Annotated in this window: 12 protein-coding genes and 1 pseudogene; 1 reads left to right on the forward strand and 12 read right to left on the reverse strand. The window is 52.0% G+C overall.

Going from position 1 to position 14,826, the window contains the following annotated elements:
- Positions 1–52 precede the first annotated feature (52 nt).
- A complete protein-coding gene (locus tag EXW96_RS11260; RefSeq protein ID WP_174350565.1) occupies positions 53–1,306 on the forward strand; it encodes an MFS transporter in 1,254 nt (417 codons plus the stop codon).
- A 49-nt stretch (positions 1,307–1,355) separates the two neighbouring features.
- Here the strand turns inward: EXW96_RS11260 and EXW96_RS11265 are convergent, their stop codons facing one another.
- The 12 genes and pseudogenes from EXW96_RS11265 to EXW96_RS11320 form a co-directional block, all read right to left on the reverse strand.
- Positions 1,356–1,916, reverse strand: a complete 561-nt coding sequence (locus tag EXW96_RS11265; protein WP_062406330.1) for a Fe-S-containing hydro-lyase — start codon at positions 1,914–1,916, stop codon at positions 1,356–1,358.
- Between the two features lie 24 nt (positions 1,917–1,940).
- Positions 1,941–2,783 carry a fumarate hydratase gene (locus EXW96_RS11270; protein ID WP_062406328.1) on the reverse strand — a complete coding sequence of 281 codons (843 nt, stop codon included), beginning with the start codon at positions 2,781–2,783 and terminating at the stop codon, positions 1,941–1,943.
- A 64-nt stretch (positions 2,784–2,847) separates the two neighbouring features.
- Entirely contained in the window at positions 2,848–3,633 is a 786-nt protein-coding gene (locus EXW96_RS11275; protein WP_174350566.1) for a TrmB family transcriptional regulator, read from the reverse strand.
- A gap of 189 nt (positions 3,634–3,822) precedes the next feature.
- Positions 3,823–5,211, reverse strand: coding sequence for a threonine synthase (gene thrC, locus EXW96_RS11280; protein ID WP_174350567.1), 1,389 nt, complete (start codon positions 5,209–5,211; stop codon positions 3,823–3,825).
- Positions 5,212–5,301: 90 nt separating this feature from the next.
- Positions 5,302–6,885 carry an FGGY-family carbohydrate kinase gene (locus EXW96_RS11285; RefSeq protein ID WP_174350568.1) on the reverse strand — a complete coding sequence of 528 codons (1,584 nt, stop codon included), beginning with the start codon at positions 6,883–6,885 and terminating at the stop codon, positions 5,302–5,304.
- A gap of 157 nt (positions 6,886–7,042) precedes the next feature.
- The gene (locus EXW96_RS11290) at positions 7,043–8,116 is read right to left on the reverse strand and encodes a 2-hydroxyacid dehydrogenase (RefSeq protein WP_174350569.1); all 1,074 of its coding nucleotides are present in this window, start codon (positions 8,114–8,116) and stop codon (positions 7,043–7,045) included.
- A 13-nt stretch (positions 8,117–8,129) separates the two neighbouring features.
- Positions 8,130–8,975 (reverse strand): MurR/RpiR family transcriptional regulator, encoded by an 846-nt coding sequence (locus tag EXW96_RS11295; RefSeq protein ID WP_174350570.1) that lies wholly within the window; start codon positions 8,973–8,975, stop codon positions 8,130–8,132.
- Positions 8,976–9,174: 199 nt separating this feature from the next.
- Complete coding sequence (locus EXW96_RS11300; protein ID WP_174350571.1) at positions 9,175–10,239, reverse strand: LLM class flavin-dependent oxidoreductase; 1,065 nt, start codon at positions 10,237–10,239, stop codon at positions 9,175–9,177.
- 142 nt (positions 10,240–10,381) lie between these two features.
- Positions 10,382–12,094, reverse strand: coding sequence for an adenine deaminase (locus EXW96_RS11305; protein ID WP_174350572.1), 1,713 nt, complete (start codon positions 12,092–12,094; stop codon positions 10,382–10,384).
- Between the two features lie 20 nt (positions 12,095–12,114).
- A pseudogene (locus tag EXW96_RS11310) lies at positions 12,115–13,183 on the reverse strand (ABC transporter ATP-binding protein).
- 14 nt (positions 13,184–13,197) lie between these two features.
- Entirely contained in the window at positions 13,198–13,986 is a 789-nt protein-coding gene (locus tag EXW96_RS11315) for an ABC transporter permease (protein ID WP_174350573.1), read from the reverse strand.
- A 6-nt stretch (positions 13,987–13,992) separates the two neighbouring features.
- Entirely contained in the window at positions 13,993–14,814 is an 822-nt protein-coding gene (locus EXW96_RS11320) for an ABC transporter permease (RefSeq protein WP_137670638.1), read from the reverse strand.
- Between the last annotated feature and the right edge of the window lie 12 nt (positions 14,815–14,826).

Consider the following 14,826-nt stretch of genomic DNA (forward strand, 5'->3'; position numbering starts at 1 on the left):
CATTCGCCATTCGGAAGTCGAACTAAAACCAATGCTTCGGGGAGGGTTTTCTATGCATTATGGATGGATTATCGTATCGATCACCTTTATTACCATACTGATTGTGGCAGGAATCCGTTCCACTACAGGAGTGCTAATCATTCCGTTGGAACAAGAATTCGAATGGAGCCGTTCAGCCATTTCTCTCGCTTTTGCGGTCAATTTGACGTTATACGGATTCTCCGGTCCCTTTATTGCGGCAGGAATGGAACGGTTCGGCGTCCGCAAGATGATGGTGTACGGCATGATCCTTTTGGTTTCCAGTATTGCTGCAAGCCTTGTCATGACGCACATCTGGCAGCTTCACCTGATATGGGGGATCATTATAAGCCTGGGCTCCGGTGTATTTCTCACCGTCCTTTCGGCAACCGTGGCCAACCGCTGGTTCGAGCAAAAGCGGGGGATGGTGCTGGGGCTGCTGATGGCAAGTACGGCCGCGGGGCAAATGGTATTTCTTCCTCTGCTCTCCTATCTGATTCAAGCCTATTCCTGGCGTATCGCTTTATCCCTATTTCTTGGTTTAGGGATTTTGATGATTCCGCTTATCGCATTTTGGATGAGGGAGCGTCCTTCGGATAAAGGGCTTCTGCCCTATGGAGCAGCGGATGACAAACCGCCAATGCCATCGGATACAAGGAAGAAAGACCCCGTTTCTGCGGCTTTTGAAGGTTTATGGGCCGGGGTTCGCTCCGTGCCCTTTTGGCTGCTGGCAGCAAGCTTTTTTATTTGCGGCGCATCATCGACAGGTCTCATCGGCACTCATTTCATACCCGCATCCTCCCATCACGGTATTCCGGAGGTTCAGGCTGCCGGTCTGTTTGCTTTCATGGGTATTTTTAATATTATCGGAACGATCTTTTCCGGATGGCTGTCCGACCGGTTTGACAACCGCTGGCTTCTGTTTTGGTTTTATGGATTGAGAGGCTTGTCCCTGCTTTTGCTGCCCTATCTTTTTGACCTGAAATCGTATGTTCTTTTTATGGTTTTCGCTGTATTTTACGGTCTGGATTGGATCGCCACCGTTCCTCCTACCGTCCGTTTGGCTGCGGATCATTTCGGCAAAGAGCGCGGCATTGTCATCTATGGCTGGCTGTTCGCCGCACATCAGTTAGGTTCCGGCGCAGCCGCTTACTTAGGAGGATACATTTACGAGCAATACCATAGCTATACGCTTTCCTTTATCTTTGCCGGACTCCTGTGCATTGTAGCGACTTTATTTGTGTTTAGCGTAAGGAAGAAGCCCCAGTCGCGGCCTCTTAATGTATAAATCAAACAAGCTGATTGTCTGTTTGTACAGGCATCAGCTTGTTTGTCCATCAAGAATCGAGCGTTCTATATTTGGCTATCTCCTGCTCGTACAGGTCTCCTCCATGTGCATCGTACACCACCAGTACCGGAAAATCCTCTACCGTAAGCTTACGGATGGCTTCCGGCCCCAGATCTTCGTAAGCGATAATTTCAGCCGATTTGACTCTCTGCGCCAACAGCGCGGATAAACCGCCGATCGCCGAGAAGCATACGGCTTGTTCCTTTATGCAGGCCTCCTTGACTTCCTTGCTCCGCGGCCCTTTCCCGATGGTGCCTTTGACTCCGTACTTATACATTGCGGGTGTATAAGGATCCATACGCGACGCTGTCGTCGGCGCAATCGATCCTATAATTTGTCCCGGCTTCGGAGGGGTGGGGCCGGCATAAAATACAATTTCATTTTTTAAATCGACCGGAAAATCGCGGTGTTGAGCCAGCAATTCCAACAGCCTCTTATGTGCCGCATCCCGGGCCACATAAATCGTTCCATTGAGGAGCACTTCGTCGCCCGCTTTAAGCTGGATTACCGCCTCTCGGGTCAGAGGAGTTTCCAGGCGAACTTTTGCCATAACCAATCACCTTCCCGATCTAGTTTAGATGATACACGTTTTTTTGCGCGCAGCATGACATTGAAGATTCACGGCCACCGGAAGAGCGGTAATATGACAGCCGTAGGTTTCCACGGCAACCCATAGAGCCGTACTCGTGCCTCCCAGTCCTTGAGGTCCGATGCCCGTCTTGTTGATATCCTCCAGCAGCTCTTTCTCCAGCTGGGCGATATGGGGCTCATGATGATAAACCCCCACTTCCCGCAAAACGGCTTCCTTCGCGATTTCAGTGACCTTATCGAAGCTTCCGCCAATACCTACACCTACGACCAATGGCGGGCATGCCCTTCCTCCCGCGGCCTGGATCGTATCCAGGACGAACTTCTTCACGCCGGCGACGCCGTCTCCGGGAAGCAAAAACTTCATGGCACTCATGTTCTCGCTTCCGCCTCCTTTCGGAAGAACGGTGAATTGGATTTTATCCCCGGGCACAATCTTGGTATGAATCACGCCGGGCGTGTTATCGTTCGTGTTATTGCGCAGCAGCGGATCGCCTACAATGGAATTACGCAGATACCCTTCTTTGTATCCTTTGCGAATGCCCTCATGAATCGCGTCGGTGAAGCTGCCGCCTTGAATATGAACATCCTGGCCCACTTCGGCAAAAACCACCGTAAGTCCCGTATCATGACAATAAGGCCGATTTTCTTCAGCAGCCAATTGAGCGTTTTCAATCAACTGATCCAAAATACTTTTGCCCAGGGGCGATTTCTCGCTTTCACTGGCCCTATGAAAGCCTGCAAGGATATCATCGGGCAGATAATAACAGGCTTCCCAGCACAAAACGGCGATAGAATCACGAATTTGATCGACATGAACGGTTCTCATGGTCATCTATCCTCTCTCATTTGATTTGCTTCAAGAGCACATGTGATCAGGTCAGGGCGCCGATTCATTGTTCCCCGAAAAAGCGCTTCCTTGCCGGAGTGATCCATTGATCCATTTCTTCCCGCTTATCTTCCGTGACCAACCGGTTGACCAGCACATCGTGCCAAATATAATCCTCCAGCAGGTAAATATGAACCGGGTCGTCGGTATAGAAGGCGCCGCCGCTCTGTTCAGGAGAATGGCCATAGAACAGCTCCTTGCCATCTATGGACAGAATAAACCACGGATGGTCCACATGCTCCACGTAATGGGTTTTACGGTGAACCTCCAGGCCCGGCAACGGGTCCTTTACCTGGAACAGAAGCCCGCTCAGCAGACATTGATCCCGCTTGGCCTCCAGATCCTCCTTAAGCCTCCGATACATGGGCTCCCACAAAGACAGCAGAATTCGCTTCTCCGCACGCCGGATAAGAACGCGGCAAAAGGATAAGATGTTGTCCTCTCCTTTAATCGTCGTCACATAGACTTCCGGTTCGGGGCTTTGTTTTTCAAGAAGCTTCAATTCGGTTTCCAAACCGCTGTAGGTCGCTTCCCATTTCGTTTTCATCGACTCCAGGAAAACCTCGACCGGCAAGGAGGAATAATGGGCACCTCCGCCCACGTCTTCCTTCATCACCAGTCCATGCTGTACCAAGCCGTCCAATACTTCATACACGCGTGCCCGCGGCACACCCGAGGCTTTGCTTACCTGATAGGCATTCGAAGGTCCGCGGGAAACCAGCGTCAGGTACACCTTGGCCTCGTACTGGGTCAATCCCGTCGATTGAATCTTTTGCAGCAGATCCTCCATCCATCTCCCTCATTTCTAATTCCAACAATAGTTACTACTACAGTAGTGTATATTGCTCTTAATGCCATAATAACCAGTTGCAGAATTTTTTACAACTATTTTTTTGATCGGCCGATGATTTATCCCGACTCGTGACTCAAAACAAAATAAAACCGCCCGGAATTTCCCGGACGGTGGCTTGATCAGATATTAAAAGAAACGTTTCAGTTGTTCGGCTACTTCCTGCTTCGAGTTTTCAACCACAGTCATATGCTGGGGCTTGTCGAAAAGCGCTTGAATTTCGGCAGGGAACTTCTGGGAGATATCGCAAAGCTGAATGGATTCGTTAAACTTGGCCGGGTGAGCGGTAGCCAGCGTTACGCACACCTCATCCTTGTCGCAGCAGGCCTCGTAAGCCGCGATGCCGCAGGCCGTATGCGGATCGGCCAAATAGTCGTATTCCCCGGAATATTTGCTGATGATTTGCAGGCATTCCTCGTTCTTCACCCCGTGAGCCGAGAAGTCCGACTGTACTTTCTTCAGCAGCTGCGGGTCGATGACGATTTGGCCTTCCGACTGGAACTGCTGCATGAGAGACGTAACCTTCTCCTGATTTTGATCCAGCAGGTAATACAAATATCGCTCGAAATTGCTTGCAATCTGAATATCCATAGACGGGCTATGAGTAACCCGGAAATCTCCCGGACGATACACGCCCTCTTTTACAAAACGCTCCAAAATATTGTTCTCGTTGGTAGCCAGCACGAGGCGGTGAATCGGAAGTCCCATCCGCTTCGCCAGATAGGCCGAGAAAATATTGCCGAAATTACCGGTAGGAACGCTAAAGCTGATTTTCTCCGCTTGGGTCCTCCTGGAAATTTGGAAATAGGCGTAAAAATAATATACCGTCTGCGCCAATATGCGAACGAAATTAATCGAATTGATCGCCCGCAGATGATATTTGTTTTTATACTCCACATCGGCGAACAGCTCTTTAATGATCCGCTGACAATCGTCGAAATTGCCATGAACCGATAAGTTCAGGACGTTCTCGTCGTCGACCGTGGTCATTTGCAGCTCCTGCACCTTGCTTACCTTTTGATGCGGATGCAGAATGCAGATGCGGATGCCTTCTTTCCCCCTGACCCCTTGAATGGCGGCAGCCCCCGTATCCCCGGATGTTGCCCCCAGAATGTTAATGATTTCGTTCTCCTTGCGGGAGACGTACGAATACAGGTTGCCCATAAATTGCAGGGCGATATCCTTGAATGCGAACGTCGGTCCGTGAAACAGCTCAAGCACATACAGCGAATCGTGAATTTGTTTCACCGGCGTCACTTCAGGGCTGCGGAAGCCCGAGTAGCTTTCGTCAATTAATTGCTTCAGCTCTTCCCGCGGAATCTCACCGTTGGTGAAATAGGAGAAAATTTCGAGCATCAGGTCCCGATAGCTTAATTGCTCCCATTGTTTGAACACTTCTTGCGGAACGGTCGGAATATCCGTCGGAAGCATGAGCCCCCCGTCATCTCCAAGCCCCATCAAAAAGGTTCGGATAAAACCCGTTTTTTCCACTTTGCCTCGTGTGCTTATAAAGTCCATAGCAGTCCCCTCACGTCATAATTAGCCCCTATTATAACACACTTTTTCGCAAAGCGGAAAAGCCCCGGGGGCGTTCGGGGCTTTTTTCGTTTATTCCCGTTTATGCAAAGCATTCAGCTTTTCCGTCACGCGTCTTGCCCGTTCATAAATTCGTTCTTTATTCAAAGCCTCGTAGATGGCATGATGAAGCTCGGCCATTTCCCGGTAGATGTCTTTCATCTCGCGGTTCGCCGTTTTCATCCTTTGCAGATCGAGCCTGCCCATCTTTTTATGCGCCTCGTTCAAGTCGGGAAACAGTCCTAATGCGGTGAAGGCGATCATGGCAGCTCCGAGGGAGGTCGCCTGCTCCGTTTGGTCGGGAATGACGACCAGACCGTAAATATCCGCCTGAATTTGATTGAATAAGTCCAACCGGGCCAACCCCCCGCTGACATGAACCGCCGTGAGCCGGATATGGTCCGCCTTCTGATCCTGCGAAAGCAGGGAATCGATCACATTCAGATTTTTTTGAATTTCAAAGCAGATGCCCTCCAGATAGGCGCGAACGACATCGCTCTTCTTGGTCCCCAGCGACAAATTGAACAAAAGTCCCGAGGCGTTGGCATTCCAATACGGCGCGGCGCTGCCTGCATAATGCGGAATATGAAACAGACCGTTCGCCCCGGGGGCGGACATCTCCGCCTGCTGATTCAGGGCATCGTAAGATCCGTCCGTCCCAAGGAAATCCCTCAGCCAGCGATAGGTGGAGCCGGTCGTAAAGATGCCCGCTTCAATGACCCACTGGCCCAAAACCGCGGATGCGCTGCACACGACCTTCTGATCGGCGCTGCGAATCGGCCGGGCTGTCGGGGCGACGACAAAAGATCCGGTGCCTGTCGTTACTTTCACGATGCCGGGACGGATCGCGCCAAGCCCGACCGCCGCGCACTGCTGATCCCCGCCTGCCATTACAACCGGCGTTCCCGCCTGCAGGCCGAACCGGTCCGCCGCCGCGTTCGTTACATTGCCGGCAATGGTACCCGTCGGATAAGCTTCCGGCATCTTGTGAAGATCCACATTCATCGCCTCGGCAATGGTCCGATCCCAGGCGAACTCGTGAATATTGAACAGCATCGTGCGGGACGCCTGGGTCCAGTCGGTCTTAAATTCGCCGGTCAAGGCGTGGACAAGATAATCGTGGACCGTTAGGAAGCAGGCCGTCCGGGCGTATATCTCCGGTTTATGATTCCGGAACCACATGATTTTGGGCAGTGAAAAGTACGGATCGATCTTGAGTCCCGTCCGCTCATAAATCATCTTTTGTCCCAAGCGTTCTTCAATTTGTTTGCTTTCCTCGATCGGACGCTTATCCTGCCACAGAATCGCATGAGCCAAAGGGATGCCGTTCTCGTCAACCGGAACGATCGTCGCCCGCTGCGTGGCAATGGAGATTGCCCGAACCTTGTTCCATAGCTGCGCGGCCGTTTGCCGCAATTCGGCAATCCCCTGCTCGATCGCCAGCAGCCAGGTCGCAGGATCATGGTCAATCACGGTCGGAGCATGAAACACACTCTGATATTCACGATAGGCCATACCAAGGATTTCCCCGGCCTGGTCTATAAGAATGACGCGCCCGCCGGTTGTTCCGATATCCAGGACGAGCACCAATGGACCGTCGGTCATGTGATGGGTCATACGGGTCTCCTCCGCTTATGCTATAGTTCAACGTGCAGGTATTGCCGGAAGCGATGGCTGCAAGGTAAACCGATGATGATAATCATCTGCATACACCGGAGAGCGGACAAAAAGGGTCATGACCTCGTCTGCTCCCGGTTTCATGACCACCATACGTTTATGATTTCAGTAGGGTAAGCCATTCCTTCACTTTGGGATGCTCCAGAACCTCGGGGTTTTTGATCCAGTTGGCTTTCTCCCCGTCAAGCACCTTTTTCACTTCTTCTGCCAGCAAATAAGGCGATTGAGTCAAAGCGTCCGAAGTCGTTCCGGCAATATGCGTGGTCAGCGTTACGTTATCGAGCGCAAGCAGCGGATGATCCGCAGGAATCGGTTCGATATCGAACACATCGAGTCCGGCGCCGGCAATCTTCTTCTCGGACAGCGCTTGAACCAACGCCTCCGTATCGATCAGCCCGGACCGGGCGCAATTGATCAGATAGGCCGTAGGCTTCATCATGGACAGCTCCGCATGGCTGACGAAATGATGGTTTTCCTCGGTCAATCTCGCGTGGATGGAGATAAAATCGGATTCGGCAAACAGCGTTTCCTTCCCGACCAAAGTCACGCCCGGCATATCGACGGATTCCGCTTTGACGTATGGATCATACACCAGGATTTGAACATCGAATCCGGCCAGCTTCTTTGCCACCAGGCGTCCGATATAACCGAAGCCGACGATACCGATTTTTTTGCCTTTCAGCTCCGGAATGTAATCCGAGTTGCTGAACACCTTCCGCCATTCCCCATTCTTGATCGACAGATGCGCACGGGCGATGTTTCTCGACTCGCTCAGCATCAAGCCTATGGTAAAATCCGAAACGGCCTGTGCATTTCTGCCCATGACATGGACGACGATAATCCCGCGCAGCGTAGCCGCTTTCACATCGACGTTCTCCGTTCCCGCCCTTGCCACGCCGATCAGCTTTAAATGATCAAAGGCATCCATCCCGTCGGCAGAGAAGGGTCCGAACAAACCGAGCACCATATCGGCGTCCTTGTTCTCTCGAAACACCGCGGGAACTTCCTCCACCGCCGGCCCCTGCTGCTCGATGACAAGCCGTCTGTTCTGCAGCCGTCCCCAATCGGTTTCCCAATCCGTCGTAACGATTTCATGGTCCCCCAATAAGCGTGCGGCCTCCGTAAACTGCTTGCCGCTGATCATCGCGTCTCCAAAAGTAAGTATCTTCATGTTGCACCCTCCATTATGTTTTTAATTTGGCCACCGCAAGGCGGGAAAGGTTCACGGCTTCAATCGCATGATTTCCTTTATGCAGCACCGTAATCACGTAAAGGCAATCGATAATCGTCATTTGCACGATTCGGCTTACCATGGCGTCCGGCCGGTAGTTGGTCTCATTCGCACTGGTGACCAGCAACTCGTCTGCGATCTGGGCGATCGACGACTTGCTGAAGCCCGTAATGACGATAATGCGGGCTTGTTTTTCTTTAGCCAATTGGAGCACCTTGAGCAGCCCTTCGCTTTCGCCGGAGTGCGATATGGCGACAATGACATCGCCCTCGTTCATATGGGAGGCCGCAATGGCTTCCATATGAAGGTCGATAATCGGCATCACCGTCTCCCCAAGCCTGAGAAATTTGTGAGCCGCATCGCTGGCCATAATCCCCGAAACCCCTTGTCCGAAAAAGAAAAGACGTTTGGCCGCGGCCATCATGGCGCCTGCACGCTCAATGGCTTCATAGTTAATCAATTCCTTGGTTGTATGCAGAGCGACCATGGTTTGATCGATAATTTTATGAAAAATTTGATCGGCGGAATCCGATAAATCGATCTCTTCATAAATGCTGCCGGCCGCGTTATCGTTTGCATTTTCCTGAACCAGCGCCACCTTGAGCTCTTGATAACTGGCATACCCGAGTCTTCGGTAAAACCGGACTACGCTGGGCTCGCTGACTTCGCTCAATTTGGACAGCTCATTCATGGAAAGCAGAAAAGGCTTCTCCGTTTGGGACAAAATGCTGTAAATCTTTTTCTCGGAATTGGTCATCTCCTTTTCAATGGCTTTGACGCGATGCTGAAAAGTAGCCATACCTGCAGTCCTCTCTTTCAGTATAATGTAGTTTTACTACATTTTTGAACTGATATCAATATATTTTTATTACAAAAAAATCCCCGCCAAAAAGGCTTTGACAATAACATTACGGGCAAAATGAAACGGCCTTAGTCCAAAAAAATTCAGGACCAAGGCCGCTTCAAGGATTTTTATTTGTTGTACATTCCCATTCAGATTAAAGCGCGACCGGGTTCAAGCTGCGAACACGCGGGAAAACCTCCCTCGCAAAGCGTTCCAGCTCGGATTCAAGCGGTTGGAACTGCAGCATAAACAGTTCGACGCCAATCTCGTGAAACGCTGCGATCCGCTCGGCTACCTGGTCATATGAACCGACCAGCCCCGCTGCCGTGCCCCCGTTCGTACCTATAGCCGGATACTTGGCAATCGTTTGAAACATGACTGCTTTCTGGTCTGCATGTCCGAAAAGCTGTTCATTCAGAGGCTGGTCGGCCTTGGCATATTCCCAGGCTTTAGCCAGCTCGGCCTGCGCTTCCTCCTCCGTCTCACGCGCAATGACAAAAGCGGACAGCCCAAAGCGGACGGGGACGCCTTCCCGTTTCCGCCCGGCAACGGAACGGATGAGCCTCTCGACATTCTCAAGCGGCTGCCCGTTAATAAACCAGACGTCGCCCAGACCCGCAGCCAAATCTCTCGCCGGCTCCGGCTCTCCTCCCACATAAATGGCAGGACGCTGCCTTGTTTTCGGTTTCGGGTTCAATTCAATTCCATCCACGTGGAAGTACTTGCCTTCAAAGCTGGTTTTTTCCCCGGACAGCAGCGAACGGACAATCGTGAGCCATTCGGTTCCGTAAATATAACGCTCGTCATGTTCGGCAAAAGGAATGCCCGATTGGAGAAGCTCCGGTTTGTACCAGGCATTGACCACATTGATCGAGAACCGTCCGCCGCTGATCTCCTCGATGCCGAGAGCTTGCTTGGCGAGCACCACCGGGTGGAAGAGCGTCGGCTTTATCGCGGCGATAATTTCAATGCTTGAGGTTAATGAGGCCAGACCGGCGGCTGCGGTCCAGGTCTCCAAAATATCAAATTCATGCCCGTACGGATTGACGATATGCTGGGCTATAAGCGTTGAATCGTAGCCGAGCTTTTCGGCGGACAGCACCAGCCGTTTAGCTCTTTCCCAGGAAGCGTCAAAGGGGTCCTCCGGATGCGTCGTAGCCCCCCATGTTCCATAAACCGGTGTCCATACTCCAAACCTAGGACCTGCAATTCGACTCATATTTTACATCCTCCTATCTTCTCATAAGAATAAAAAATCCATTCTCGCAGCGAGAATGGATTTTCCGGCGTACCGGTCAAATCATATTAATTCAATTGGAATAATTTAAATTATAAAATTGATCCGTTTTTTTGTCAATTCCTTATTTTCCTGTTATCAATGATACGACCTTTCCCGCGTTTACATCGATCAAGCCCCGGTCGGTTATTTTCAAATGCGGGCTGACAGGCAGCGAGTGCGTGCTGATCGACATAATCGGATTATAATGGCGGTATCCGAGCGATTCCATCGCTTGGCACAGCCGCTCCACTTCCTTAGCCACCTGCTCCAGCGGGGCCTCGGTCAAGATGCCGCCGACGGACAGCCGGAGATGGGCCAGCACACGGCCGTCCTCCACTACACAGAAGCCTCCGTGGCAACGGATCACCTCATTGGCCGCCAGCATCATGTCCTGCGGATGATGACCGACGACAAGCAGGTTGTGGTTATCGTGGGAGTAAGTCGTCGCCACCGCGCCGCGCTGGATCGTATCTCCGCCGATCAAACCGTACGCCCGATTGCCAGTCTTGCCGTAGCGCTCGAAGGTAGCGATCAGGCCATAGGGGCTTTCCTGCCATAGGAGCTCCCCGCCCCGGATGTCCACCTCCCCGCGGTGCTCCCGGGTGAACGTCGAATCTTTATTGACCATCATCACCCGGCAGGCATACCGGCCGTCGGCCTCCTCCGTGCGGATCGCGAAATCGGCTTCGGTCAGCAGAGGAAGTTTGACGCTTTCGTAATAATGGGCCGGGAATGCCGGCGGAAACTCCTGCTGCCGGTAATCATCGTTAACATCGAACGCTAGCCGCCCGTTCTTGTACACCTGATCAATGGCGAACTCCCGGATATCGGATACGACCAGGAAATCTGCGATCTTCCCTGGGGCGATCGCCCCCCGATCGTGAAGCCGCATCCTCCTGGACGGGGTGAATGTACTCGCGTAAATGGCCCGCTCGGGGCTCATGCCCATACAGATCGCTTTGCGCACCAGATGGTTCAAATGGCCCCGCCGCTGAAGGGAATCGGCCATGACGTCGTCGGTTACAAAGCAAAAATGCTCCGAGACGTCGTTGGCAATCAAAAAGTCCATCACCTCTTCGCTCATCGATTTTTCCTGAATTTCGATAAACATCCCTGCGCCGATACGCGCTTTCAACCCTTCCACGGTCTGATGCGTATGGTCCGAATCGACTCCGGCATAAATGACGCGCTGCAAATCCAGATCCAGCAGCCTCGGGCAGTGCCCCTCAATGATCAAATCGGGATAATGGCTGCGGACATGCTTCAGAATCCGATTCGTCTTGCTGTCGGGAGCGGTCACGACATCGACGTAGTTCATGATTTCGCCCAAGCAAATGATGTTCTCCGATTGCAGCAGCTCGTCCAATTCGGGAATGTCCAGAGAGCCTCCCGACGTTTCCAGCGAAGTTGCAGGAACCGAGCTGGGGACGGCATAGAACATATCGACCATACAGCCTTCACTCGCCCGGATCATCTGCTTCACGCCGTCCATCCCGAATACATTGGCCATCTCATGGGGCTCGGGCACAATGGTCGTGACGCCGTTCGGGAGGAGCCCGTAAGAGAACGTCCGGGGCGTCACCATCGTGCTTTCGATATGAAGATGAATGTCAATCAGTCCCGGAATCAGATAGCGTCCGCTCCCGTCCATCACCTCATCGCTTTCAAGGTCTTCCGCTCCGCGGGGGCCGATGTACAAAAACCTGCCGTCCGCGACAGCCGCGTTTCCCTGAATGAATGATTTAAAATAACTGTTGTAGATATGAATGTTTTGGATCAGCAGATCCGCTCGCATGCCGGGCACCTCCAAGTTCATTATTTAACCAATACCAGCTTGTCCTTAGGGAATTGCAGATGAACCTGCCGCCCGTTGACATAAGGTAAATCCATTTCTTTGTTGACCGTAAAATTCCCGAGCTCCGTTTCAACGATATATTGTGTAGCTTCGTCCCAGGAATGTGCTCACCTTGACGGTTCCCGTCAGGCTGTTCCCGCCGGAGGAGTAAGCCTCGCCAACGCCGTGAAGGACGATATCGTCAGGACGTATGGCGCCTTTCCGGCCGGCATGCTGCGCATACTTCGGATTCAGAGCGACCGTGAATGTATGCCCGTCCCGGTGCTTCAGCTCAATGTCTCCGCCGCGGTCTCTGCGCGCTTCGAAATCGATAAAGTTGGTAAAGCCGGTGAACTTGGCGACAAATTCGGTTTTAGGGTATTTAAATATGGCGGCCGGTGTATCGAGCTGTTCGATTAACCCTTTGTTCATAATGGCCACCTGATCCGAAATCGAAAAGCACTCCTCCTGATCATGCGAAACATAGACGGTAGTAATGCCGAGCTCCTGCTGAATGCGGCGGATTTCCACCCTCATGTTGATCCGGAGATTGGCGTCGAGGTTGCTGAGCGGCTCGTCAAACAGTAGCAGGTCGGGCTCGATCACCAGCGCGCGGGCGATCGCTACCCTCTGCCTCTGCCCTCCCGATAAAGCTTTGGGCATTCGCTTGTCTAGGCCTCCGAGACTGACAATGTCCAATATTTTTTTGACCCGCCGGTCGATGTCTTCCCTGGGAACCTTGCGCATCTGCAGGCCAAAAGCGACATTATCGTAAACGTTCAGGTGCGGGAATAAAGCATAGCTTTGAAACACAAAGCCAAAATTCCGTTTGCTGACCGGAACCCGGGTGTAGTCTTTTCCGTTAAATATGAATCGCCCAGCCCTGGCTTCCAGGAATCCGGCGATCAATCTCAAGGTCGTCGTTTTCCCGCAGCCGCTCGGACCGAGCAGCGACACAAACTGCCCCTTGTCTATGTCCAGACTGAAATTTTGCAATATATTTTGCTGATCGTAAGCGACCGATACGTTGTCCAGCATAAGCAATGCCATGATAATAGCCTCCGTTATTTTTTTGTAAAATAAGATAATCCCATCAATCGCTCGATCACAAACATCAGCATGGCCGTAAAGATCATGAGCAGCACGGAAATCGCCGCGATCGTCGGGTCAAAGTTATTTTCCACATAAGTCAGCATCTGGATCGGCAGCGTGCTGACGCCCGGTCCCGTCATAAAGACGGAAATGTCCACATTGTTGAACGACTCCAAAAACGCAATGAGTACAGCTGCGATAATGCCCGACTTGATATTGGGCAGCACGATGGTGAAAAAGGTGCGGAGAGGCCCCGCTCCAAGACTATGCGCCGCTTCCTCGACGGCAAAATCGAAATTGGACAAGCTGGAAGCGATGACGCGGATCATAAACGGAAGCATAATGACGGTATGCCCCGCGAACAAGGCCGTATAAATCGGCAGTTGATAAGCGACGATCAAATACTTCAACATGATAAAGCCGAGCACAATGCCGGGGATGAGCACCGGCGAAATAAAGACCGCATTCCAGGTGCCCCTGCCTTTGAAGCTAAACCGGCTTAACGCGTACGCCGCGGGAATGCCCAGCAGAAGCGCCAATACGTTGCCGACAAACGAAACAAGCACGGATATCCGGAAGGTCTTCATGAACATCTCGACTTCAAAGATATGTTGATACCATTTGAATGAAAATCCCTGGGGAGGAAATTTCAGAATTGTGCCCGGTTCAAAGGAAGCCACCCCGATAATCAGCAGGGGCCCGAGCAGAAAGATATAGACCAGCAGCGTAAACAAACCCAGTCCGCGATGGTTCTCCCGCACATCAAGCTACCCCTTCGGATTCAATTTATTGGCGACGGCATTCATCAGGGCGATGACAGCCAATGTCACGACAATCATAATCGTGGCGATCACCGATGCCGAATACCAATCATTCAGCGTAATTGCATTTTGGTACAAAAAGGTGGAGACGACAAGCTGCTTGCCTCCGAGCAGGGCAGGCGTCGTATAAGCCGTCAGGCTGCCTACGAACACCAGAATGCTCCCTACGATCAGACCGGGCACGCTCAGCGGCACGACGACTCTGAAAAAGGCTTTCAGCCTGGATGCCCCCAGGCTCTCCGCGGCCTTCAACAAATCGGGATCGATGTTCTCCAGCACGCCGACGAGAGTGATCACAATCAGCGGCAGAAACAGATGAACCATGCCGATCATCATCGCCGCAGGAGTATACAGAATTTCGAGCGGCTGATCAATCATGCCCAGAGCCGACAGAGAACGATTCAGAAGTCCGTTCTTGCCTAGAATGATCATCCAGCTGAACGAGCGGACGACCGGGCTCGTCAGCAGCGGAAAGATGGCCAAAGCCAGCAGCACTGCTTTTGTACGGGGAGACTGCCTGGAGATGTAATACGCCACCGGGAATCCCACAATAACGCACATTGCGGTTGTCACAAGACTCACCCGCAGCGTCGTGAGCAATATTTTGAGAAAATACGGATCCTTGAAAAACTGCATATACCCGCCGAGCGTAAAGCTCCCTTCCGGAAAGAAGGTCGAACCGATCGTCAGCAGGATAGGCATGAGCATAAATACCGCCAAAAACAATAGGCCGGGCAGCAGCAGCAGATAAGTATACTTTTTTTTCATAAAAAGCAATCC

Source organism: Paenibacillus sp. JMULE4 (assembly GCF_013337105.1).
Lineage (GTDB): Bacteria > Bacillota > Bacilli > Paenibacillales > NBRC-103111 > Paenibacillus_G > Paenibacillus_G naphthalenovorans.

Excerpts from the sequence above, each read along its gene's own strand:
- EXW96_RS11260 (WP_174350565.1), top strand. The coding sequence starts at position 53 with ATGCATTATGGATGGATTATCGTATCGATCACCTTTATTACCATACTG.
- EXW96_RS11265 (WP_062406330.1), bottom strand. The coding sequence starts at position 1,916 with ATGGCAAAAGTTCGCCTGGAAACTCCTCTGACCCGAGAGGCGGTAATC.
- EXW96_RS11270 (WP_062406328.1), bottom strand. The coding sequence starts at position 2,783 with ATGAGAACCGTTCATGTCGATCAAATTCGTGATTCTATCGCCGTTTTG.
- EXW96_RS11275 (WP_174350566.1), bottom strand. The coding sequence starts at position 3,633 with ATGGAGGATCTGCTGCAAAAGATTCAATCGACGGGATTGACCCAGTAC.
- thrC (WP_174350567.1), bottom strand. The coding sequence starts at position 5,211 with ATGGACTTTATAAGCACACGAGGCAAAGTGGAAAAAACGGGTTTTATC.
- EXW96_RS11285 (WP_174350568.1), bottom strand. The coding sequence starts at position 6,885 with ATGACCCATCACATGACCGACGGTCCATTGGTGCTCGTCCTGGATATC.
- EXW96_RS11290 (WP_174350569.1), bottom strand. The coding sequence starts at position 8,116 with ATGAAGATACTTACTTTTGGAGACGCGATGATCAGCGGCAAGCAGTTT.
- EXW96_RS11295 (WP_174350570.1), bottom strand. The coding sequence starts at position 8,975 with ATGGCTACTTTTCAGCATCGCGTCAAAGCCATTGAAAAGGAGATGACC.
- EXW96_RS11300 (WP_174350571.1), bottom strand. The coding sequence starts at position 10,239 with ATGAGTCGAATTGCAGGTCCTAGGTTTGGAGTATGGACACCGGTTTAT.
- EXW96_RS11305 (WP_174350572.1), bottom strand. The coding sequence starts at position 12,094 with ATGCGAGCGGATCTGCTGATCCAAAACATTCATATCTACAACAGTTAT.
- EXW96_RS11320 (WP_137670638.1), bottom strand. The coding sequence starts at position 14,814 with ATGAAAAAAAAGTATACTTATCTGCTGCTGCTGCCCGGCCTATTGTTT.